Annotated in this window: 24 protein-coding genes and 1 pseudogene; 3 read left to right on the forward strand and 22 right to left on the reverse strand. The window is 33.9% G+C overall.

Going from position 1 to position 21,644, the window contains the following annotated elements; translation table 11 throughout:
* The 6 genes from JJJ02_RS03290 to JJJ02_RS03315 form a co-directional block, all read right to left on the reverse strand.
* Positions 1–561, reverse strand: a 561-nt coding sequence (locus JJJ02_RS03290; protein ID WP_240837340.1) for an inorganic phosphate transporter, incomplete at its 3' end; no start/stop codon positions are given.
* Positions 562–572: 11 nt separating this feature from the next.
* Positions 573–1,190: a DUF47 domain-containing protein gene (locus JJJ02_RS03295; protein WP_111714190.1), complete on the reverse strand. Its 618-nt coding sequence runs from the start codon at positions 1,188–1,190 to the stop codon at positions 573–575.
* A 224-nt stretch (positions 1,191–1,414) separates the two neighbouring features.
* Positions 1,415–2,332: an NAD-dependent epimerase/dehydratase family protein gene (locus tag JJJ02_RS03300; protein WP_239242406.1), complete on the reverse strand. Its 918-nt coding sequence runs from the start codon at positions 2,330–2,332 to the stop codon at positions 1,415–1,417.
* Positions 2,333–2,398: 66 nt separating this feature from the next.
* A complete protein-coding gene (locus tag JJJ02_RS03305; RefSeq protein WP_443673992.1) occupies positions 2,399–3,382 on the reverse strand; it encodes an alpha/beta hydrolase in 984 nt (327 codons plus the stop codon).
* A 134-nt stretch (positions 3,383–3,516) separates the two neighbouring features.
* Complete coding sequence (locus JJJ02_RS03310; RefSeq protein ID WP_239242408.1) at positions 3,517–4,617, reverse strand: YkvI family membrane protein; 1,101 nt, start codon at positions 4,615–4,617, stop codon at positions 3,517–3,519.
* A gap of 83 nt (positions 4,618–4,700) precedes the next feature.
* Complete coding sequence (locus JJJ02_RS03315) at positions 4,701–6,140, reverse strand: DHA2 family efflux MFS transporter permease subunit (RefSeq protein ID WP_239242409.1); 1,440 nt, start codon at positions 6,138–6,140, stop codon at positions 4,701–4,703.
* 228 nt (positions 6,141–6,368) lie between these two features.
* On the opposite strand from JJJ02_RS03315, the gene JJJ02_RS03320 reads away from it, so the two are divergent.
* A complete protein-coding gene (locus JJJ02_RS03320) occupies positions 6,369–6,746 on the forward strand; it encodes a hypothetical protein (protein WP_239242410.1) in 378 nt (125 codons plus the stop codon).
* Positions 6,747–6,891: 145 nt separating this feature from the next.
* On the opposite strand, the gene JJJ02_RS03325 is transcribed toward JJJ02_RS03320, so the two are convergent.
* The 11 genes from JJJ02_RS03325 to JJJ02_RS03375 form a co-directional block, all read right to left on the reverse strand.
* Complete coding sequence (locus JJJ02_RS03325) at positions 6,892–7,395, reverse strand: hypothetical protein (protein WP_099581194.1); 504 nt, start codon at positions 7,393–7,395, stop codon at positions 6,892–6,894.
* Between the two features lie 90 nt (positions 7,396–7,485).
* Positions 7,486–8,628 (reverse strand): DUF418 domain-containing protein, encoded by a 1,143-nt coding sequence (locus tag JJJ02_RS03330; RefSeq protein WP_239242411.1) that lies wholly within the window; start codon positions 8,626–8,628, stop codon positions 7,486–7,488.
* Complete coding sequence (locus tag JJJ02_RS03335) at positions 8,621–8,965, reverse strand: zinc ribbon domain-containing protein YjdM (protein ID WP_146608854.1); 345 nt, start codon at positions 8,963–8,965, stop codon at positions 8,621–8,623. Before JJJ02_RS03335 ends, JJJ02_RS03330 begins: the two co-directional genes overlap by 8 nt.
* 11 nt (positions 8,966–8,976) lie before the next feature.
* The gene (locus JJJ02_RS03340; protein WP_111714184.1) at positions 8,977–9,492 is read right to left on the reverse strand and encodes a methylated-DNA--[protein]-cysteine S-methyltransferase; all 516 of its coding nucleotides are present in this window, start codon (positions 9,490–9,492) and stop codon (positions 8,977–8,979) included.
* A gap of 1 nt (position 9,493) precedes the next feature.
* Positions 9,494–9,955 carry a GNAT family N-acetyltransferase gene (locus JJJ02_RS03345; protein ID WP_239242412.1) on the reverse strand — a complete coding sequence of 154 codons (462 nt, stop codon included), beginning with the start codon at positions 9,953–9,955 and terminating at the stop codon, positions 9,494–9,496.
* Between the two features lie 352 nt (positions 9,956–10,307).
* Positions 10,308–10,730, reverse strand: a complete 423-nt coding sequence (locus JJJ02_RS03350; protein ID WP_240837342.1) for a hypothetical protein — start codon at positions 10,728–10,730, stop codon at positions 10,308–10,310.
* A gap of 17 nt (positions 10,731–10,747) precedes the next feature.
* On the reverse strand, positions 10,748–11,173 hold the full coding sequence (locus tag JJJ02_RS03355) for a hypothetical protein (protein ID WP_239242414.1): 426 nt from the start codon (positions 11,171–11,173) through the stop codon (positions 10,748–10,750).
* Between the two features lies 1 nt (position 11,174).
* Entirely contained in the window at positions 11,175–11,384 is a 210-nt protein-coding gene (locus JJJ02_RS03360) for a helix-turn-helix transcriptional regulator (protein WP_232508185.1), read from the reverse strand.
* A 100-nt stretch (positions 11,385–11,484) separates the two neighbouring features.
* Entirely contained in the window at positions 11,485–12,129 is a 645-nt protein-coding gene (locus JJJ02_RS03365) for a C40 family peptidase (RefSeq protein WP_239242415.1), read from the reverse strand.
* Between the two features lie 411 nt (positions 12,130–12,540).
* Entirely contained in the window at positions 12,541–13,044 is a 504-nt protein-coding gene (locus tag JJJ02_RS03370; RefSeq protein ID WP_239242416.1) for a GNAT family N-acetyltransferase, read from the reverse strand.
* 363 nt (positions 13,045–13,407) lie between these two features.
* A complete protein-coding gene (locus JJJ02_RS03375; protein ID WP_239242417.1) occupies positions 13,408–13,863 on the reverse strand; it encodes a C40 family peptidase in 456 nt (151 codons plus the stop codon).
* Positions 13,864–14,245: 382 nt separating this feature from the next.
* On the opposite strand from JJJ02_RS03375, the gene JJJ02_RS03380 reads away from it, so the two are divergent.
* Positions 14,246–15,724: an aldehyde dehydrogenase family protein gene (locus tag JJJ02_RS03380; RefSeq protein ID WP_239242418.1), complete on the forward strand. Its 1,479-nt coding sequence runs from the start codon at positions 14,246–14,248 to the stop codon at positions 15,722–15,724.
* Between the two features lie 55 nt (positions 15,725–15,779).
* On the opposite strand, the gene JJJ02_RS03385 is transcribed toward JJJ02_RS03380, so the two are convergent.
* From JJJ02_RS03385 to adhP, 3 genes and pseudogenes are all read right to left on the reverse strand, one after another.
* Entirely contained in the window at positions 15,780–16,337 is a 558-nt protein-coding gene (locus JJJ02_RS03385; protein WP_240837344.1) for a CAP domain-containing protein, read from the reverse strand.
* 474 nt (positions 16,338–16,811) lie between these two features.
* Positions 16,812–17,714, reverse strand: coding sequence for a nuclease-related domain-containing protein (locus tag JJJ02_RS03390; protein WP_240837346.1), 903 nt, complete (start codon positions 17,712–17,714; stop codon positions 16,812–16,814).
* A 171-nt stretch (positions 17,715–17,885) separates the two neighbouring features.
* Positions 17,886–18,053, reverse strand: a pseudogene (gene adhP / locus JJJ02_RS13410) (alcohol dehydrogenase AdhP); the annotation flags it as partial.
* A 152-nt stretch (positions 18,054–18,205) separates the two neighbouring features.
* Here adhP and JJJ02_RS03395 point away from each other — a divergent pair.
* Positions 18,206–18,670: a GNAT family N-acetyltransferase gene (locus JJJ02_RS03395; RefSeq protein WP_111714173.1), complete on the forward strand. Its 465-nt coding sequence runs from the start codon at positions 18,206–18,208 to the stop codon at positions 18,668–18,670.
* On the opposite strand, the gene JJJ02_RS03400 is transcribed toward JJJ02_RS03395, so the two are convergent.
* A complete protein-coding gene (locus tag JJJ02_RS03400; protein WP_240837348.1) occupies positions 18,656–19,603 on the reverse strand; it encodes a bile acid:sodium symporter family protein in 948 nt (315 codons plus the stop codon). The two genes, JJJ02_RS03395 and JJJ02_RS03400, sit on opposite strands and share 15 nt — an antisense overlap.
* A gap of 376 nt (positions 19,604–19,979) precedes the next feature.
* Entirely contained in the window at positions 19,980–21,470 is a 1,491-nt protein-coding gene (gene mqo / locus JJJ02_RS03405) for a malate dehydrogenase (quinone) (protein WP_240837357.1), read from the reverse strand.
* Positions 21,471–21,644: the final 174 nt, after the last annotated feature.

Genomic DNA, 21,644 nt, shown 5'->3' on the forward strand with positions numbered 1-21,644 from the left:
GAAGGCTTGGGCTGCTGCTGTAAAGATTTGTACAACTCTGAAACTACGATTTGTTTTAGTCAGATTCGCATTTTTAAATAATGTTTTAATAATCGTATACATAATATATCCGACGATAAATGCAAGTAGTGGTGAAATAATTAATCCGAAAACAATTTTCGTAAATCCAGCATATTCTAATATGCCAAATCCACCAGAGGCAACTGCAGCACCTGCAATTGATCCGATTAATGTATGAGATGATGAACTTGGAATTCCATAATACCAAGTAAGTAAGTTCCAAGTGATTGCACTAATTAATGCCGCTAATATTACTACTTGACCATTTTGTAACGTAAACGGGTCAACGATATCTTTTGTTACTGTCTTAGCGACACCGTGGAAGAGAATCGCTCCGATGAAGTTCAGTACAGCTGCCATTAGAATTGCATGACGAGGCTTTAACGCCTTAGTAGAAACTGCTGTTGCTATTGCATTCGCTGTATCATGGAAACCATTGATAAAGTCAAAGGCTAACGCGAAGAACACAATCGCAAACGTAAAAATAATAATCGGTTCCATAAAAATGCTCCTTAACTATTTTTCATAATGATTGATTCAAGTATATTTGCTACTGCCTGACATTTATCAGCGATATCTTCTAAAGACTGATAGATGTCTTTAACTTTCATCACAGTTAAAGGATCTGTTTCTACAGATAAGATATGTTTAATTGATTGTCTTAAAATACCATCACAGTTTGTTTCATGCTCTTTAATATTAATAGAGTGTACACGCACGTGAGATAACTTCTTCTCAGCAACAAGTGTCACTGCTGTCTTAATTTCCTTTGTACAACCTTGAATGTTCTGAACAAATTCAGCCATATACTCATCTGAATATTCGATAGAATACATTTCAAACATCGCTGACGTCTCTTCCATGCCATCCATAACATCATCAATAGCATTGGATAAAGCAAGAATATCTTCACGTTCAATCGGTGTAATAAATGTTTGATTTAAGTCAGAAATCATCTGATGCATTAACTCATCACCATTTGTTTCGTATGCTTTAATATTGTCTGCATATTTTTTCAGATCAAACGCATTATGAAACGTCATCTCACCAAATGCAATCGCTGCACGATCCAGATTTTCTGCCATCGCTTCTAATTGCACTGCAAACTTATCTTTCTTTCTGTTAAACATCGTAAATCCTCCCATTAATAAAAAACATATTTTATGACTACAACGATATTCTATAGGAAAAAACAGTGAAAGCATAGTGTTTTGTAAAAATAAAGTAAACTATTTATAGTAAACGTTTACTATATTACATTATTGTAAATTTAGTGTTTCAGTATTGTAAACTTGTCTGAAAAGTAAAAAAACAGACACCCTGATGCATAGTACATCAGGATGCCATTTTGCCTTTATTTTGTATATTTCTTCTCAATACCTTTTTCCTTTTCTTCCTGGAAACGTTCGATACGCATCTCCACATCAAATATCTTCATCGTTAAATGATGAATGGGTGCCTGCGTAAGCATATAAACAAGCCATGGTAACGTCGGCTCATAATCATGTAGCGCAATGATTAACGTATCCGTACCTTTTAGTCGTCTGAATTCCATACGTGCCCTACTATCAACGTGTGCATGATGTAATACACCGCCTGTTATATTATAGACAATGCGATTGTCATCAGATTTCTCATCATCTTTTTCAAGCGTTAAGATATGCTTCTTAACACCATATATTTCAAAGCGACCGTCATTTTCTTTTACGTCTACAAAGTCCAGTGCCATGTCACTTAACCATGCAAAGTAATGTTTACTCACACGTTCAACCGTCCAGCTGGAAGGCATTAATGTACGCTGAATGCTACGGACATCATTCGATTTAGAGTTTTGGGTTTGCGCAACGATACCTTTTCGTTTAACGGGTGTCTTTGTGATTTGAACTGGTGTTTTATAGCTTTTCAGGATATTAATCGTTTCTTCATCCTCACCTGTACCGCTCACGTAAATGATCGCCTTTAAGTTTGTCGCTTCTGCCGCACGTGCAAAGTTATCAGCACTGATTGCATTAATATCCTGAAACGTCGCATCATTCAGCTTGTTAGAGCGTTTTGTCGGGTCTAAAAAATATACACCAAAGTCCACTTGACCGAGTGCATCTATACAGTCATTCAATGAGAACATATCTCCTGTGACCCAATGCATATCTGCTTTGCTGTCTTCAGCAGGATATTTACTCATTGCATAAATTTCAAAATCATCTTTTAAATACTCATATAAGTTTTTACCGATATAACCTGTCGCACCTGTTAGTAATAAACGTGGTTTCATCTTTTGACCTCCATACGGTTATTTCTTATATTGTACCCAATTTCTTATCTGCATAAAAATGATTTATTAATTTTTGTTCTGCTTCACCTTAATTTCAGGCATCTTCTCTTTTACAGTATTTGATGAATAAGGTGACTGACTTGTATGATTACCGAGAAACATCATGAGTTTACGATATGTCAGACGAGATTCTTTCAGCTCCATATGAAACTGATATTGATGGCGTAATCCATGCGTGTCATCAAAAAATGAATAGGCGTATGGTACATTGTTTGCTTTTAGCACTTTCACCAGTTCATGCGCCTGAGAATCAAATGGATCAGCATCGCCAACCGTTAGAAAGGTCGGTGGATATCGCTTCGTAATATTTGCTGTCGTACTGAGCTGCTCAATCGGTTTGAATTGCTTCTCCCAATGCTTTTCACCGGTATAGCTCTCCATAAACAGTTCTATACGTGGGAACTTTGTCGCACGCACAGTCTGCATATTATATAGCCCTCCAAACAATACTACTGCTTTCAGTTGATTGGCTTTAAACACAGGCTTTTGCTGCATATCATGCATCAGTTTATTATTCGTATGCATCGCTGCAAACTGACTTGCAATTTGAGCACCAGCAGAATCACCACCGATGATAATCTGAGTAAAATCAATCGGTAATTGATGATCATTTTTCTTTAAGAATTTTGCCGCTGCTAATTCCTGCAGAATAGGTGTTGGATATTGGTTTCCCGGTGCCAATGCATAATTGATATTCGCTACAATAAATCCCTTCTCTGCAATCTGTGCAAGATACGGATTTTTATGGCGTTTATCTCCAGCAATAAATCCACCACCGTGTGTCCACATAATAAGCGGTAATTTATCACCTTTTTTGATGTTTTTCGGCATAATGATATCCATCTGTGATAACGGGGCAATATCGCTATATGTAACGTTTCTTAGCATCTTTACATTTGATGCTTCTATCGCACGCTCATTCAGTAAAGCATTTTCTGATAATCTCGCATCATCACTAATATGCCATCCCATCATCACACTGATTCCCATCGTTATCAACGCAATTAAAATTATGTAAATTAAATATCTTTTCTTCAATGCAACCGCCCTTTCTCGTAGGTCATTATTATAGCATAACACCTAAAATGATAAAAAAATAAAATGGGGCAATCCCCATTTTATCTTTATGCGATATGATTTTTACCTTTTTTCTTTCGATCAAAGTATTTCTTTGCAATACCGATACATAAAATAATACCGACATAGCCTAATAATGGATAAGCAGTTTGAACTAATTTAGAAAATCCTACAAAACTTAATAAGTATGATAGTCCCATTAAACTAAATAGCATTATTTTATATTTTTTAGAATATGGTTCAGAAAATCTTGCAATAAATGAGTACATTAATCCTGCAATCGTATTATATATTACCATCAACATAATTATACTTAAAGCAATTCCAAGAATTGGATGAATCGCTTTACCTAATATTAATGTTGGTATTGCAGAATTATTAATCTTATCTAATTCACTTAATAATCCTGAGTTCACCATCAATAATAGTATTAATAACGTAATTCCACCAATTGTTGCACCTTTTCCTGCAACTTTCATACGACTAGCGTCTCCACCTATCGCTGCGAGTATACTAAATCCACTTGCAAAAGCAAGACCTCCATAATTAAGTCCTGACCACCACCACAATGAACTTTCTGGTAAGAATGAAAGTTTAAATGGTTGTTTATCAGTATTAATATGACTTTGAATCTCTCCAAATGATATCGAACCTTTAAAGAAATAATATACAGCAATCGTAGTTACTGCAATTATTAAAAAAGGTGTTACTATACCTAACGCACCAATTATTTTACTAAAATCTAATAATAAAGTAATAATAATCGCTATTACCATAATTAGTGATCCTAACCATATAGGTAGACCAAAACTTTCATGTGCTGCACTACCTGCACCAGCAACCATGATTGTAGCTAAACCATATAAGAAAAATACTAAAAGATAGTCAATCACTTTTCCAAATTTTTTACCAAATAGGTATTGAATCGTAGATTCATGATTCTCTGCATCTAAACCATAACCTAACTTTACAGTTTGGCGTCCAAAGAAAGTGAGCATCAAGCCAGCGATTAATATAGCTAGGTAACTATATATACCATAGTTCGTAAAAAATGTTAAAACTTCTTGACCTGTAGAAAAACCTGCACCTACAATAACACCTACATACGCGAAGCCAATTTTTATTGCTTCTATATTATTTTTACTCATAAAAACGCTCCTTTATCGAATTTAAAAAACATGCCTGTTAAGACAGACATGTTTGTTTACCCTGCTATTATATTAATAAAACATTATTTTGAATGTTCTTCCGGAAGTCCGAACGTTTCACCCTCAGGTGCCACAGATTTCGTAATAAATAATGCTGTGATTAGACCGATAACTGTTAAGGCAATCGCAAACCAATATGCATGATGCACCCCTGTCGTTAATGCTTCATTAACTTGGGTCATCGATGGGTTTGAAATCCCTTCTAGCGCTTTCTTTTGACCATGTGTCATAATACTTACGAACACTGAAATACCCATCGCACCAGCAATTGGCTGAATCATATTACCGATTGCCGTACCATGTGGGTATAGTTTCTTCGGTAACTGATTGATTGCATTCGTGTGACTCGGCATCATAATCATTGAAATACTCACCATTAATACCATATAGACAACGATGAAGACATAAACGCTGATACCAGGATGAATGGTTGAATAGAATAGCATGACAAGTGCCAGTACAAACATTCCAGGAATAATCATTTTTCTTGGCCCTAGTTTATCAAAGATACGTCCCATAACAGGACTCATCGCACCATTTAATAATGCCCCGGGTAATAAAATCATGCCTGCCACTTTTGCACTAAATGCCATCGGACCTTGTAAATACATCGGCATCACGATTTCTGAAGCAAACATAGCCATTACAACGACAACAAAGATGAACATCCCACGCGCATAGTTTGCATATTTAAATACAGAAAGATCAAGTAATGGATCAGCAAGTTTACGTTGTCTTAATGCAAACAATACCATCGCTACAATTCCGACAATAATAAATGTAAGAATCATCGGATTACCAAATCCACCTTTAGCTGTACTTACTGAACTGAACCCATAAATGATACCAGCTACACCAATAGTCGATAACACGACAGATAAAATATCAATCTTCGGTTTCGTTACTTCACCGACATTTTCCAGGTAACGCATAGCAAATATAATTGAGAAGATGACAAATGGCACAACCGAGAAGAATAACCAGCGCCAGCCTAAAGTATCAACGATAACGCCGGATAACGTCGGACCAATCGCTGGAGCGAACATCATCACAAGACCAAAATTCCCCATTACTTTACCACGCTCATGCGGCGGAAATAAATTCAGCATCGCATTCATGATCGTTGGAATAAGTAGTCCCGTACCTGCAGCCTGTATCATACGACCTGCAAGAATCATCGGAAAGTTGACAGCAAAACCTGCAATCAATGTTCCGATTAAAAATAAAGACATTAAACCGATAAATAACTGCCTCGTTGTAAACCATTGTATAAGTGATGCAGATAACGGCATCAATACGCCCATCACCAGCATAAATCCAGTAGCCAGCCACTGAACGGTAGGTGCATCTACATTAAATACGCGCATTATTTCCGTTAATGCGATATTCAGTAACGTTTCATTTAAGAACGTAAAGAATGCACCAATTAAAAAAGTAATCATTATAATTGTTGATTTTTTCATGTTTCCTCCAAAAAAATAATGAGCTAGCGCTCAATACTCTCCTTTTATTTGTCTATACATCTTACAACATTAAATAATACGAATCAATAACAATACATCATGTTAGTATAAAATTACATTATCACCACTAAATTTTACAAACTAAATAATAATTATACAATCAATAACTTTGTGAATCAGTAAAATAATATTATAATGAAGATAACTTATATTAAGGGAGCGATTAGAGTGGAATTAAATAAACAAGTCGTACACATGTTTTTGAAAGAAGCACATGTGAGAGATTTTGATGATATGTCAGCTGAACCGACAACAATGCACCGATTAGATTATGTACAAAGTGAACAAGATCCAAGTCTATATGAATTTAAATTAACATTTATGTTTGGACACTTTGGTACTCAAGTTGATGGCGTTATCGAAGCAGCAATCCTGATCCAAAGTGAAGATGGCAGTGAAGTTGATGTTATTTCAGAAATTAAGAAGGAAGAAGGCATGTTTGCAATTCCTTTATATGCGAAAGCGTCATCAATTATTACAAAACTATCTGAAGACCGTGGACAATTCCCGATTATCGTCCCGATTGAGTTATGGTTAGAAGAATAAAATAGGCGTTAGACAATGCGTTCAGCCTCGAGGTTGCTTTGTAGTCGCCGTAAATAGGCGTTAGACAAAGCGTTCAGCCTCGAGGTTGCTTTGTAGTCGCCGTAAATAGGCGTAAGACAAAGCAAAAGCGTAATGGCATCGGTCATTACGCTTTCTTTGATATTTGATTGAAATCAACGACCACTTTATCTAACTTTTTAGCAGCTTGCTTTAACATATTTCTTGCAACCTGATTTTTAGGATCAAGCTTTAATATTTGTTTCGCTGTATCAAATGCTTCTTTATCCGTAATCACCGGCTCTGGCACAGCATATAAAAATAAGAGTTGTAACAAACTTTTCACTTCATTGCTATCGGTCATTTCAACAGAACGCATTGCATGATAATATGCACTATTAAATGCGCCGTTTACTTCACTTAAAGGATAAACTAACAGTAAGAATGCTAAATCGTGTAGTTCCACTGTTTCTGTATCTTTCATACATTCTAATATAAACGTATAATACATCACAGATTCACTATCATGACAGGCACTTACAAATGCTTCTTCAAACATCATAAAGTCAGTCGATTGCATCAATGCTTTAGCAGATTCAAAATCTCCACTTAACACGTAATATTCTATTTTTTCCTGTAATTCTACGCGCATTTGATGCACCTCCTCATGATTGAATAGCCATGTTATTGTAACATAGAAACGCGTAAATTCCTATTTAAAAAATTAATTGCAATAATGACATTATTTCAAATAGGTAATCTTGCGCCAAATCCATTCGAGAGGGCCCTGTTTAAACTTTTTGAAATAAATACTTGTAAAAATCATCTGGAACAACACGATTGCAAGTGCAACAAGATATACTTGTGCAATTGATAATTGACCATATTGTCTAAATACATAAAATACGATGAACATTAATAAACTCTGCATAATATATAATGTAAAGCTCATCTTCCCCATACGTTGAAATGGCTCAAATAATTTCTTTACTGCTGGATAATCGCACAGTAACGTGACCCATATAATGTAGCTTATAGATAACAATACCCCACCATAATAAATAAAATCATAAGAAGCCATCACATTGATTTCGTAAGCAATCATTAAATATTTCAAAGTAATGCCTACAAATGCAAAGACAAATGAAATCACGAACATCGTCACTTTATGTTCTGTTATTTCCTTCAATAGATTCGCACGTTTCACATACATCCCTAATAATATAAAAGGCATGATCGTTAAGAAATAACTCAGCGTTGTACCTGGATTAATGATTGCAAACCCCTGATAGAAGAAATCACTATTATATTGAACAATATTGCTTAAGTTACCGCTCGACATCACTTTAATCCATTCATTTTGTGAAGTTTCAAAACTTACGAGTTCTTTACCGAAGAAATCCGGCTGCATAAATATCGCAAACATACTCGGTAATGCTCTCATCATATTCAATACAATTAATATTATCGCTGTGATGAGCGTAATAATATTTGGAAACAGTAAAAATATTATTGCAGCAAGTCCTATGACAGCATAGACATTTAAAATATCGCCATAGAACAAGAAGAAACCATGTAAAAGTCCAAATACGAGTAATGCTGCCATCCTTCTATATAACACTGGAATAAAGTTACCACCACGACCTTTAATATTTTCGGCCATTATGGCTAAACCGAAGCCAAATAAAAACGCGAATATCGGATAAAATGAATTATGAATAAAAATAATATTTAACTTATATAACCACTGATCAAGCGGCGATTTAAAATACACTAAAGGATCCGTATAAACTTCATTCATATGGAAGCCCACGATATTCATAAATAATATCCCGATAATACTCATACCTCGAAGTATATCAATGCTATCTATACGCTTATTCATTTAACTTTTTCACAACTTCACTTTTTAAGTTTAACTGACCAAAGCCATCCACTTTACCATCAATGTCATGACCATTTTCCGGTTCGATAATACGGATACTTTTTACTTTCGTACCTTTCTTAATGACGGATGAAGTCCCTTTAACCTTTAAATCTTTTATAATAGTAGCACTATCTCCATCATTTAAAATATTTCCTACACTATCCTTAATAACCGCTGTCTCTTCAACTTCAGGATTGATCGGCCATTCATGTGCGCACATTGGGCATACATAATTTAAGCCATCCTCGTATGTATATTCTGAACCACATTTCGGACAATTTGGTAAACTCATTATTTTTCCTCCTATTAATTAACGTATGGTATACCTTCTATAACTAATAATTCTATCTTCATATCTAAACCACCACTGAAACCAGTGAGCTTACCGCTCTTTCCGATTACACGATGGCATGGTACTACAATCATAACAGGATTTGCACCAATTGCACCACCGACAGCACGAATCGCTTTCGGGTTATCAATCATCTCACTGATATCACTGTAACTTCTTGATTCACCGAAAGGTATATTTAAAAGTGCTTCCCAGATTGATTTCTGAAATTCAGTACCATGCAGATCAAGCGGCCAGTTAAAGTGCTTTAACTCACCTTGAAAATAACGTTCGATATCTCTTATATACTCATTATTTTTCTCATCAGCAGGGTAACCTGTTACACGCTCTGCATCAGGAATAAATCGCTTGATATGATGATCAACATATTCTGTCGTGTCATCATTTGCAAAGAAGATAACACCTAAGTCGCTTGATGCTAATACGTAACCGCGTTCATTAATATCAAACTGACTAATATAAATATTCATATTACGCTCCTTTTAACGGTGAATTCGAACCAAAAGCAGGACGCTCCATATCAACATGTGGAATTAAATCGACAAAGTAGACGTCAGATACTGTGTGAAATCCGAAACTACCGTAAAATCTTTCTAAATGTGCCTGCCCTTGGAGATGTAAATTTAAATAATGATGATGTGTATCAATATATTGTAACGCCTGATCCATCAATTCTTTAGCAAGACCCGTACCACGGAAATCAGGATGCACGATAACACGACCAATATGCACCGTATCCGCTTCAGGAATAATTCGCGCATACGCAGCAATTACACTATCAACTTCTTTATACATATGCACGCATGATAAATCCTTCTCATCGATTTCTTCATAATAGCACTGCTGCTCTACGATAAAAGTATCTACCCTAAGTTTATATATCTTGTAAATCTCCAAAGGTTTAAGCTCTTCAAATAATTTATAATGCCACATATCCCTCAACCCCTTTATATGTTTATTTGATTGTATTATAAGGATAGAAAATAATAAAGTTTAAATAGAAAAAGTCCGATAATTTGAGCATATCGGACTTGTTTTTTGAATTTATGTGATTATGATGAGTGTCTTGTCCGATTTAAGCGATATATCGGACTTGTTTTTTGATTTTACGCGATTATGATGAGTGTCTTGTCCGATTTAAGCGATATATCGGACTTGTTTTTTGATTTTACGCGATTATGAGGTGCGTCTTGTCCGATTTAAGTCGTATATCGGACTTGTTTTTTGATTTTACGCGATTATGAGGTGCGTCTTGTCCGATTTAAGTCGTATATCGGACTTGTTTTTATTCTGTTCTCTCACTTACGAATACATATCTACTTGTTACATAGATTAGCATCATAATCGGAATGATCCAGGCTATAACAGAGAGATTTATTGAATCAATTCTTAACCATTTTAGAATAAAATAGCTCGCCATTACTGTTGCAGTGATGAACAATAAAAATCGATGATCAAATTCATATTTTAACTTTATCGTAAATTCGTCTTCTATAATTACTTCTCCATTTTCGTTCATATTTTCTTTATGTTTTTTGTATCTATTCCATGTTCCTAGGCATACACCACCTAAATAAAAAATCAAAAAATCATAATGAATCTTTTCATTAAGAATAATATGATCTAACAATTCTAATATAATTAATAATGAAAATACTATCATTAAATTTTTATAGTAAGTTTTCTTTGTCGCTTTTTTTACGTACATTTTTAACACGCTCCAATTTAAGACTTTACGTTCTTATATAATAAAAAACCTATCCCATAAATGAAAAATACCAAACATAAAACGATTGAAAATGACATGACAGAAAACTTTTCTATCTTCATTGCGATAGCGTATAAAATAAATGCGATTGGTACATAAAATAATAATATAGGAAGCATTAACGAGTTATATTGATTTGCAATTAATTCGTCTCTCTCATCAGTAATCTTAGTGTCTAGACCACCAGGGTTCTTCTTATACTGAATATAAAACATGACACCCCATCCAATTATAGCTCCTAAAAGTGATGGCCAATATTGTTCTATATTATATAATTGATCTGGTCTTTTGAAATAGTTGATGAACATCGTTGTAAGTACCAATATTACAAGATACAAAAGAAAATAATGAATCTGTTTACGAAGTGTCATTCCTTTTTTCATTTTAATCCTCCTCCAGTTTAAATAGCGCATCAATTGGTACATCGAAGTACTGCATAAGCTTTAAAGCAAGTTCTAAACTTGGATTATATTTATGATTTTCTATTGCGTTAATCGTTTGGCGTGTAATATCTAGATCCTTGGCCATTTGAACCTGAGAAATATTACGTGACGTCCGATGTTCTTTAATATAATTGATAACGATGGTGATCACCTACTTAGTGTAAAGATATCTTTACACTAATTTTTCCCCAAAAAAATATCCCTCACTAATATTCAAGTGAGAGATAATTGAAATTAATATTAAGTTCTAATTAGAATCTGTAGTATCCATCAACTGATCCTGAGATGTATGATACTGCACGTTGACCGATTCCTGCTGATGGGTTTAAAGCATCAACCATTTGTCCACCACCGATATAAACTCCTACGTGGCTGTAGTTGTTGAAGAATACTAAGTCACCTGGTTGTGGATTTGATACTTGTGTACCAGCTGCTGCTTGAGCATAAGTTGTACGTGGAATTGATTTACCCATTGCTGCTAATACTTGTTGTGCAAATGATGAACAGTCAACTGCTGATGCAGAGTTTGCACCATATACATATGATTTTCCTGCTGCAATTGATAATGCTACTGAAGCTACATCATTATTTACAGCTACTGAAGTTGGTGCTTTTTGTACTACACGTGTGCTTTCAGTTACTGCGTTAGTAGAAATGTTTGAAATTGTATTATTTGTGTTATTAGTATTAAAAGTATTATTTACTGTTGATGTTTGTGTAACTGGTGCATGGTAAGTATTTGTAGGTGCAGAGTATGTTGATGTTTGAACTGGTGCTGAATATGTAGAAGTTGTAGAGACATCAGTTCTTAGTTCTGCTGCTGCATCTGCTGAATTCGTCGGTGCTAATGTTGCTACTGTCGCTGCTGTCGTTAATGTTAATAAAGTTTTCTTCATAATGTTTAATTCCTCCAAGAATTGTTTATATATTAGTATAGTATTTAATTAAATGATTTAATTCGTGATTTTGTCGAACTTGATACAAAATTTCAACTCGTCGTAATCACATGTCCAACTATAACATGGATAAACATGAAAAAGTGCGATGTAAATGTTTTGTTAACGAAGTGATATAATTTTTCAAACCTTGTAATATTATTAACTTTGTCGAAAATCCCATACCTATAGTATAGAAAGAAGCTATTCAAATATAGAATTTGTAAACTTTATCCAAGAATATTACGAAACTTTAATTCAAAAAAGCGCACTGTAACATTGTTGTTACAGTGCGCTTTTACACGTTTTTTGTATCATTACTTATTATTTTAATATTTTTTATTAAAATTTATTGATCGGATTTTCTTATATTTACTGAAATGCTTCCGGATAAATGACAGTTCCTTGTATACGTTTTTCTTTAACTTCTTCTGATGCACGAATCATAAATACGTCATCAGGCACTTCAAATGGGGCTTTAATATTATATGTTGATGCTTTTACAAATCCAAATTTAGTGTAATAACTTGGATGACCTAATATTACAACAGGAACTGATAATTGGATCATTGACAAGGTATAATGCATTAACGCGGTACCTATCCCTTGTTTTTGATAATCGGGATGCACAGATAATGGTGCCATCGCAAAACCATCATATCCATCTATTTTTATTTTTGAATACATAATATGTCCTACAATCTTATTATCCATTGTTGCTACTAATGTTAATTCTGGAATATAACTATCTGATCGCATTAATTCTTCTACCAATGTATGTTCCTGATTATCACTCGTCGGTTCATTTTCAAAGGCAAGTTCTGTTGTGCACATGATTTCTTTTAAATCTTGCAAAGTAGCCTGTCTAATATGCATATGATTACTTCCTATACTTTTTATTTAGTACAACTAATATAATAATCATTGTGAAGGGCATAATAAATTCATATTGTGGTGCTGTCATACGGGTAATACATGAAATGACTGCAAATATTATAAATGTATATCCCATATATAAATATAATTTTCTATAATTCTCTTTTTTGTATTTCGTATTTACATTTGCATTAACAATTTGTTTACTGAGATATATCAAATATCCCCCCATTGCTAACATTAATATGTACATTAAATAATTTAAAATCATTATTAAATCTCCTTTCCTTCTATTATAATGCAATAATTTTATATAACAAAAAAAATACACCACATTACGTGATGTATTTTGTATATAAGTTATTAGAATCTGTAATATCCAGTAACTGTACCGTAAAAGTATTTAATTGAACGCTCACCAACACCAGCTCTTGGGTTTAAAGCATCTACCATACGTCCGTTACCAATATAAACACCTACGTGGCTTCCACCGTTGAAGTATACTAAATCACCAGGTCTCGGATTGTAAACACGTTTACCTGCTGCCATTTGTGCATAAGTTGTACGAGGGATTGATTTCCCCATAGCACGCATAACTTGTTGTGCAAATGCTGAACAATCTACTGCGTAACGATTGTTTGCTCCGTATACGTATACTCTGTTTGCTGCGATAGAACGTGCTACTGATGCTACATTATATGAATTGTATTTTTTGTATTTTTTATAAGTTGTCTTTTTAGTTGCTGCGTCTGCGTCATGCGTTGGTACCGATGTGAATACTACTGCTGATGTAACTGCTGCTAATAATAATTTTTTCATTATATATATTTCCTCCAGAATTTTCTTTTATAAGTTTGATTGTCTGTGCGACTTCTTGAGATAATCATAACACCGAAAAATATCGAAATGTGCATTGTAATAGACTTGTTACATAACATATACGTTTTATGACACATTGTTACAAAATTGCATTAGACTTTGTAACATTCGTAAAAGACTGATATGACAAGCTTTAAAGGCATTTACGCATTAATATTGATTCATTTTCTGAGATTAAATATTACAAAATGTAATATAAATATGATGTTTATTTAGATTGATTTCAATGTCCAAACTGATTTTTTGCAATATTTAATTACTATCGTTTATAATTATGTAAGCACTATCATTAAAATAACTGTTAAATATAGGAGGAAAAAACATGAGTAACATATTAAAAGAACAATATGGTTTATTTATTAACGGAGAATTTGTTGATGCAGAAAACAAAGAAACGTTAGAGGTTAAGAGTCCTGCAACAGGTGAAGTTTTAGCGCATATTGCAAAAGCGACTACAGGAGATGTAGATAAAGCTGTTAAAGCTGCTGGTGAAGCTTTTAAAACATGGAGACATACAACAAGCACAGAGCGTGCTGCCTTATTAAATAAGATTGCAGATATTATGTATGAAAATAAAGATGATTTAGCGATGATTGAATCTATGAACTCTGGTAAAGCGATTCGTGAGTCAGCAAATATTGATATTCCAATGGCTGCCGATCACTTCCGTTACTTTGCTGGTGTAATTTTAGCAGATGAAGGTACAAATAAAGACTTAGCTGAAAATACTTTAAGTATTATTCGTCATGAACCTATCGGTGTAGTTGGGGCAGTTGTAGCATGGAACTTCCCAATGTTACTTGCTGCATGGAAACTTGCACCTGCATTAGCTGCTGGTAACGCTGTTGTTATTCAGCCATCTTCATCTACACCACTTTCTTTATTACATTTAGCAGAGTTAATCAAAGATGTATTACCTAAAGGTGTATTAAATGTATTAAGTGGTAAAGGGTCAGAATCTGGAGATGCAATCTTCAATCATGAAGACGTTGCAAAAGTTTCATTCACTGGATCTACTGAAGTTGGTTACGGTGTAGCCAAAGCTGCAGCTGAACGTTTAGTACCTGCTACTTTAGAGTTAGGTGGTAAATCAGCGAACATTATCTTTGATGACGCTAATATTGAGCAAGCCATCGAAGGTGCACAATTAGGTATTTTATTTAACCAAGGTGAAGTATGTTCAGCTGGTTCAAGACTTTATGTTCAAGAAGGCATCTATGATGAATTTGTTGGTAAATTAAAAGATGCTTTCGAAAAAATCAATGTCGGTGATCCATTAGATACAAACAATCATTACGGTTCTCAAACTGGACAAGCCCAAATCGATAAAATCGAAGAATACATTGAAATTGCGAAGCAAGAAGGATTAAACATCGTTACTGGTGGAGAACGTTTAATGGATAATGGACGAGATAAAGGATTCTTCTTCCCTCCAACAATTATTGAATTCGATGACAACAAATCACGTTTAGTTCAAGAAGAAATTTTTGGACCAGTAGTTGTTGTTTCTAAATTCAAAACACAAGAAGAAGTAATTGAGAAAGCGAATGATTCAATCTACGGTTTAGCTGGTGGTATCTTTACTTCTAACATTAATCGTGCATTACAAGTTGCAAATCAAATGGATACTGGTCGTATCTGGATTAACACTTATAATCAAATTCAAGCTGGTTCACCATTCGGTGGTTACAAAAAATCAGGTATCGGTCGTGAAACGTATAAAGAAACTTTACGTCACTATCAACAAGTTAAAAACTTATACATCGATTATTCTGATGCAGCAAAAGGTATCTATAAATAAGTTAGTTTAAAATGAAATGTCCCGCTACAAATTTGTAGCAGGACATTTTTTCATTTTATTTAGTAGTAAAGATTTGTACAGCGTAATAGTAGTTACGTTGTTTGTTAGTGTCATATGCAACTTTCATTGCAATAGAACTTCTTTTGAAATTTGGACGCAACATATTTGCTCTATGATCTTTAGATTGTTTCCATTGATTAAACATTAATTGCGCTAAATATTTTTCATCCGTTGATGGCGTTTCAGTACTTTTAATGCTACGTTTCATAACATTCTCACCTTTAATGATCGGTTGAACAGATTTAGGAAACGCTGTTTTAAAAAGTGTACCATCTGGACGGTAATGAGAGAATACTTTTGTTACTTCTTCTGCTCTTTTATTCGTACCAGTTTTAATCTTTTTATCGCTGATGTATTTAATAGACGCAACACCGTTTGCTTTTCTTTCTTTATTAATAAGCTTTAATAACTCAACATTCAAACGGTAGTTACTTAATTTGTTACTCGTATTAAATTCTGAATTTGTTGCAGCATCTGCTGATTTTGGAGCAACGTAAGATACACCTGAGAATAGAATTGCACTTGTAAGTGAAACTGATAATAATTTTTTCATTATAAATCTCCTCTTTTGATATGTATGACCGAATACATATTATATTCATGAGAATAATATTACTTTAATTAGAGTAAATGTACAATGACAAAGTATATAATTTAAAAATTTATAAAAAAATATCATACAATATTAAATAACGAAAATAATATAGATTAATATATTAGATTATTTTTCATCTTTTCCGGATTCTCCAACTATCCGGAAATGTTGGACTAGATTTTATGTTTATTCCCTTCATCTTTTCCGGATTCTCCAACTATCCGGAAATGTTGGACTAGATTTTATGTTTATTCCCTTCATCTTTTCCGGATTCTCCTAGTATCCGGAAATGTTGGATCATATTTAATGCTTATACCCTTCATCTTTTCCGGATTCTCCAACTATCCGGAAATGTTGGATCATATTTAATGYTTATGCACTTCATCTTTTCCGGATTCTCCAACTATCCGGAAAAGATGAAACGTTAAAATCCTAAAAATCATATTCGATATAACAAGTTGATCTTGCTTCACCGACTTTTTGATAGTGCTTCGATAAAAAATATCGTATCGTTCTTTCATTTAAACCTGTCCATTTGGCAATTTCAGTCGTTTTAGCCCTTCCTTTCTTTATCGCTGCAATGGCATCAAATGTTCTTATCATCACTTCTTTATTCTTCTCTTTATGACCACAGCTACAAATAAAATATTGTTTCTTAAACTTATGACTCATCCCTAGTTTTCCACACTTACTACATTTTATCCCGACTTTCATTCGTTCAAAATCATAGTAATTTATCTCCTCATGTTCAGAATCATTTTTATGCTGTTCGACCAATATATTTCCAAAACGCTGCATCTCTGAATTAATATGCTGATAACGTTTAAGATGATTCACTATTTTATGTACATCAAAATGAAAATTTATATCTTTACTTCCCGGAAAGTTCCTTAAGTCCAATGTCTCATTGATAAATATGATTTTACTAATTACATTAAAGTGAAAACTATTCTCCTTAACGATTTGTTTCAATTTCTTATGTCCCTTTATTATTGAAGACACAAGATCTTTTTCCACATATCCATTCTCACTCGTAAATATGCCATCTTCATAATCATATCGACCACTAAAGTTCTTCACATCAAAATGAAATACAGTATCTTCAGTTATAACGATAAAGTCATATTGTATTTCACCAGGCATTTCTATTCTGATGTCCCATAAGATAATAATATTTTCTATATCGCTTATTAGATGAAGAAACTTTTCTTCACCTTCTAATCCTTTCCTATAATGTGATAATGCCAGGTAGTCTCTTTTCTTAAAGAATAAGCGCTGATCAACTTCTAATAAATATGATATATATCGCGATGGATGATGTGACTTGAGTAACATTTTAAGCCCTCCTTTCGCTCATCATATAAAGGAAAGAAATTGTGTGCAAATTGTAGCAATTCAATAATTGTGCATCTTTCAACGCAGAAAATGAATTTTGGAACAAATTAAAAAAGAAACTGCAGCATTTTCGTTGCAGTTTCTTAAAATTAGCATTTCATTCAAATTTTTTTAATGGCTACATTGTTTATGCATGTCAATAACCATACGACCTTGTATTTTACCGTCATGCATTTCTTTAAATACATCGTTCACTTCATGTAGACAACGTGTTTCAACAATCGGTACAACTATACCTTCTGCACCGAATTCAAATGCTTCACGTAAATCTTCATTTGAATATAATTGATTGTGATTTATTGAACAATAAGTGAAAGTATATAAACAATATTAAAGGTAAATTACATACAAACAAAATAAAAATTTTAAATAAATTACTTTCTTCTAAAATCATTTCGAGTATGGTACTTTGATGAAAAGGGAGTGAAAATATGTTTATTATTCAACCAATGACACTTACAGATGCTAAAGAAATATTAACATGGCAATATGATTCACCTTATGATTTCTACAATATCAATAATACTGATAAAAACCCTGCAGAAATACTGAATGATACAATTCGTACTAATCATTTCTATAGTGTATATCAGCAAGAACTTATCGGACTTATAGAATTACATCACAATAAAAATACCTGTACACTCGGGCTTGGACTTAAGCCAGAATATACAGGTAAAGGTTATGGTGAAACTTTCGTCAGAGAGGCGATCACTTTCATTCGAACGACATATCCAGAAACTACAATTATCGAGCTTGCAGTTGCTACTTTCAATGAACGTGCGATTAAAGTGTATGAACGATGTGGTTTCGAAGCACTCGACTATGAACTAATGGCAGCTCACGGTGTATTACATGAATTTCTGAAGATGCGAAAAATATTAAATAACATCTAAATGATGTTCTTTGATCGGTCTTTTCTTCTCAAGCTGGGTACTCACAATACTTGCTAAAAGTTGCTGAAAGAGCATGCCAAAAGCAACTGGTAAGGCAACTTTAGGCGGAAAATAAGTTGTCGCGACAATAACTCCGGTCGAAATATTTCGCATGCCACATAAAAATGTAATACTGACATGACGTGCATAACTACATTGCATAAAGTGACTCATCACACTGCTAATCACATAACCGCTCACTACAACAACGAATACAACCGCAATGATAATAACTAATTCTATCGAGAAATCTTTCATATACGGTGCAATCGCCCCACCATTGACAAAGATAATACCAAACAATGCAAGTCTACTGAAAGGATTTAGTCTGTTACCTATCTTGTCAGGTATTTTTCCATGACTCGCTTCATTGATGACAATGGCAACTATTGTTGGAACGACAATCATCAATATGAGATCCATGATTAAGTCACTCGTATTAATCTTCACAGTTTCACCTGAAACAATATGCATCGTCAGTGGAATGATCACTGGTGCTAAAAATGTATCAAGTAATACAACAGCTAAACCTAATGGTAAGTCTCCTCGACCAACATTTATCCAGATGATGCTCGTAACACCCGTTGGTATACACATCAACATCACAAAACCAATCACAAGTAAATGATCATCAAAAATTAGATTGGCAATGAGATAACTTAACACCGGCATAATCAAATGCAGAACAATCATACAAAACAATATGTCTCTCGGTGCTTTGTAGAAAATATTCAAATCACTAAACTTCATCTTCATACTGCCGGAAAACGTTATAAATGCGAACAAATACGGCACTATAATTAAAAAATGATGTCCAAATTCATCGAAAATGACACCTAAAGATAAACTAATTAATGTAAGCAAAGCGATATTTTTCTGTAAAAATTTATTCATTAAATCAATCAACGATTTTCTCCTAAAATAATAATTATTATCTATCATTTATTATAAAAATCTGGGTATGTTAAAAGTGTAGCACAATATATAAATGATGTGATTAAAATGACAACATTCGAAACCCTTCTCTATATTGTTATATTCAAACTTGGCATCATAATACTGGTTAATTTCTCTAAAAAAAATTATTATATTTATCAATGAAAAACAAACACATTCAAATGATACAATATTTGATGGTTCTACTAGTACTTCAATCTGGCACTGTAGATAAAGACTGCAATGATTCATCTTTCTTCGACACTGGTGGTGGCGACTAAAATCATCAAAATTAGTATAAGGCAATGCCAAATCTGGCATTGCCTTATCTTTATTATTTCTCTTTTAAACCTAAAGTTTTAGCAGTATTTGCATTGATTTCTTCAAATAGATCTTTGTGCTCTGCTAACTTCAAGCCATATGATGGAATCATCTTCTTAATATGAGGTTCCCATTCAGGCATTCTATCTTTAAAGCATTTATCGATAACTTGTAACATAACATATACAGCAGTAGAAGCACCAGGAGAAGCACCGAGTAAGGCTGCAACACTGCCATCTTCAGCAGTAATCACTTCAGTACCAAATTGTAGTGTACCTTTACCACCATCTTCAGTTTCTTTAATGACTTGCACACGTTGACCAGCAACAACGATTTCCCAATCTTTCGATTCTGCATTTGGAACAAATTCATGTAACTCTTCCATACGTTGTTCATGTGTTTGTAATACTTGAGAGATTAAGTATTGTGTTAATTTCATCTCTTTACCACCAGCTGACAACATGTTTGTTACGTTTCCTGGATTTACTGATGCTAATAAATCTGTATATTTACCCGTCTTTAAGAACTTTGGACTAAATCCAGCGAATGGTCCAAATAATAACCCGCGTTCACCATCGATATAACGCGTATCTAAATGAGGTACTGACATCGGTGGCGCACCAACTTTAGCTTTACCGTATACTTTGGCTAAATGTTGTTCTACGACTTCCTGATTCTTACACACTAAGAATAAACCACTTACCGGGAATCCACCAACGCCACGAGCTTCAGGAATCTTTGTCTTTTGCAATAATGGTAATGAATAACCACCTGCACCGATAAAGACAAATTTAGCATTGTGGATTTCTGTTTGTTTACTATTTTGATCATATACTTTAACATTCCAGCTGCCATCTTCAGCACGCTTAATGTCTTTTACTGTATGTTCGTAGTGTGTCACTGCACCATCAAATGATTTCATCACATCAAATAAGTCTTGTGTTAATGCACCGAAGTTTACATCACTTCCAGCTGCCATACGTGTGATAGCAATTCGCTCATTCGGGTCGCGACCTTCCATCATTAATGGCACCCATTCACGCATCTTATCATGATCTTCAGTTAACTCCATACCTTGGAATAATGGATTATCTTTAAAAGCTGCTAAACGATTCTTTAAGAAACGAATATCGTCTTCACCTTCAACAAAACTTAAATGCGGTACCGGCATGATAAAGTCCTGAGGCTGCTTCAATTTGCCTTCATTCACTAAATAAGACCAGAATTGTTTAGATAATTGAAACTGCTCATTAACATTCACAGCTTTATCGATATTGATATTCTTATCTTTATCTTCAGTCGTATAGTTTAATTCACATAATGCAGAGTGACCCGTTCCTGCGTTATTCCATACGTTTGAACTTTCCAGACCAGGTGCTGAAAGTTTTTCAAATACTTTAATATTTATTGCCGGATCAAGTTCTTTAAGTAATACACCTAAAGTCGCGCTCATTATCCCGCCACCGATTAATATTACGTCAGTTTGTTTAAATACTTTTTTCATTTTATATCCCCCAACACATCTATAATATATTTCCATTATAGACCTTTTTTCATCATTTGTAATACTAGTATAATGAAAATCCAAAAATATTGTAACCGTATTCATTATTTTATTATTATTTCTTCAAATAATAGCTGATTGAAGCCTAAAAAAGACCTCAATCAATGAGGTCTT

The organism is Macrococcus sp. PK, assembly GCF_022501545.1.
GTDB lineage: Bacteria > Bacillota > Bacilli > Staphylococcales > Staphylococcaceae > Macrococcoides > Macrococcoides epidermidis.

Coding starts and splice junctions, on each gene's coding strand:
- JJJ02_RS03295 (WP_111714190.1), bottom strand. CDS start 1,190: ATGTTTAACAGAAAGAAAGATAAGTTTGCAGTGCAATTAGAAGCGATG.
- JJJ02_RS03300 (WP_239242406.1), bottom strand. CDS start 2,332: ATGAAACCACGTTTATTACTAACAGGTGCGACAGGTTATATCGGTAAA.
- JJJ02_RS03305 (WP_443673992.1), bottom strand. CDS start 3,382: ATGGGAATCAGTGTGATGATGGGATGGCATATTAGTGATGATGCGAGA.
- JJJ02_RS03310 (WP_239242408.1), bottom strand. CDS start 4,617: ATGAGTAAAAATAATATAGAAGCAATAAAAATTGGCTTCGCGTATGTA.
- JJJ02_RS03315 (WP_239242409.1), bottom strand. CDS start 6,140: ATGAAAAAATCAACAATTATAATGATTACTTTTTTAATTGGTGCATTC.
- JJJ02_RS03325 (WP_099581194.1), bottom strand. CDS start 7,395: ATGCGCGTAGAATTACAGGAAAAAATAGAATATTACGTGTTAAGTGGA.
- JJJ02_RS03330 (WP_239242411.1), bottom strand. CDS start 8,628: ATGAATAAGCGTATAGATAGCATTGATATACTTCGAGGTATGAGTATT.
- JJJ02_RS03340 (WP_111714184.1), bottom strand. CDS start 9,492: ATGAATATTTATATTAGTCAGTTTGATATTAATGAACGCGGTTACGTA.
- JJJ02_RS03345 (WP_239242412.1), bottom strand. CDS start 9,955: ATGTGGCATTATAAATTATTTGAAGAGCTTAAACCTTTGGAGATTTAC.
- JJJ02_RS03350 (WP_240837342.1), bottom strand. CDS start 10,730: ATGTACGTAAAAAAAGCGACAAAGAAAACTTACTATAAAAATTTAATG.
- JJJ02_RS03355 (WP_239242414.1), bottom strand. CDS start 11,173: ATGAAAAAAGGAATGACACTTCGTAAACAGATTCATTATTTTCTTTTG.
- JJJ02_RS03365 (WP_239242415.1), bottom strand. CDS start 12,129: ATGAAGAAAACTTTATTAACATTAACGACAGCAGCGACAGTAGCAACA.
- JJJ02_RS03370 (WP_239242416.1), bottom strand. CDS start 13,044: ATGCATATTAGACAGGCTACTTTGCAAGATTTAAAAGAAATCATGTGC.
- JJJ02_RS03375 (WP_239242417.1), bottom strand. CDS start 13,863: ATGAAAAAATTATTATTAGCAGCAGTTACATCAGCAGTAGTATTCACA.
- JJJ02_RS03380 (WP_239242418.1), top strand. CDS start 14,246: ATGAGTAACATATTAAAAGAACAATATGGTTTATTTATTAACGGAGAA.
- JJJ02_RS03385 (WP_240837344.1), bottom strand. CDS start 16,337: ATGAAAAAATTATTATCAGTTTCACTTACAAGTGCAATTCTATTCTCA.
- JJJ02_RS03390 (WP_240837346.1), bottom strand. CDS start 17,714: ATGTTACTCAAGTCACATCATCCATCGCGATATATATCATATTTATTA.
- JJJ02_RS03395 (WP_111714173.1), top strand. CDS start 18,206: ATGTTTATTATTCAACCAATGACACTTACAGATGCTAAAGAAATATTA.
- JJJ02_RS03400 (WP_240837348.1), bottom strand. CDS start 19,603: ATGAATAAATTTTTACAGAAAAATATCGCTTTGCTTACATTAATTAGT.
- mqo (WP_240837357.1), bottom strand. CDS start 21,470: ATGAAAAAAGTATTTAAACAAACTGACGTAATATTAATCGGTGGCGGG.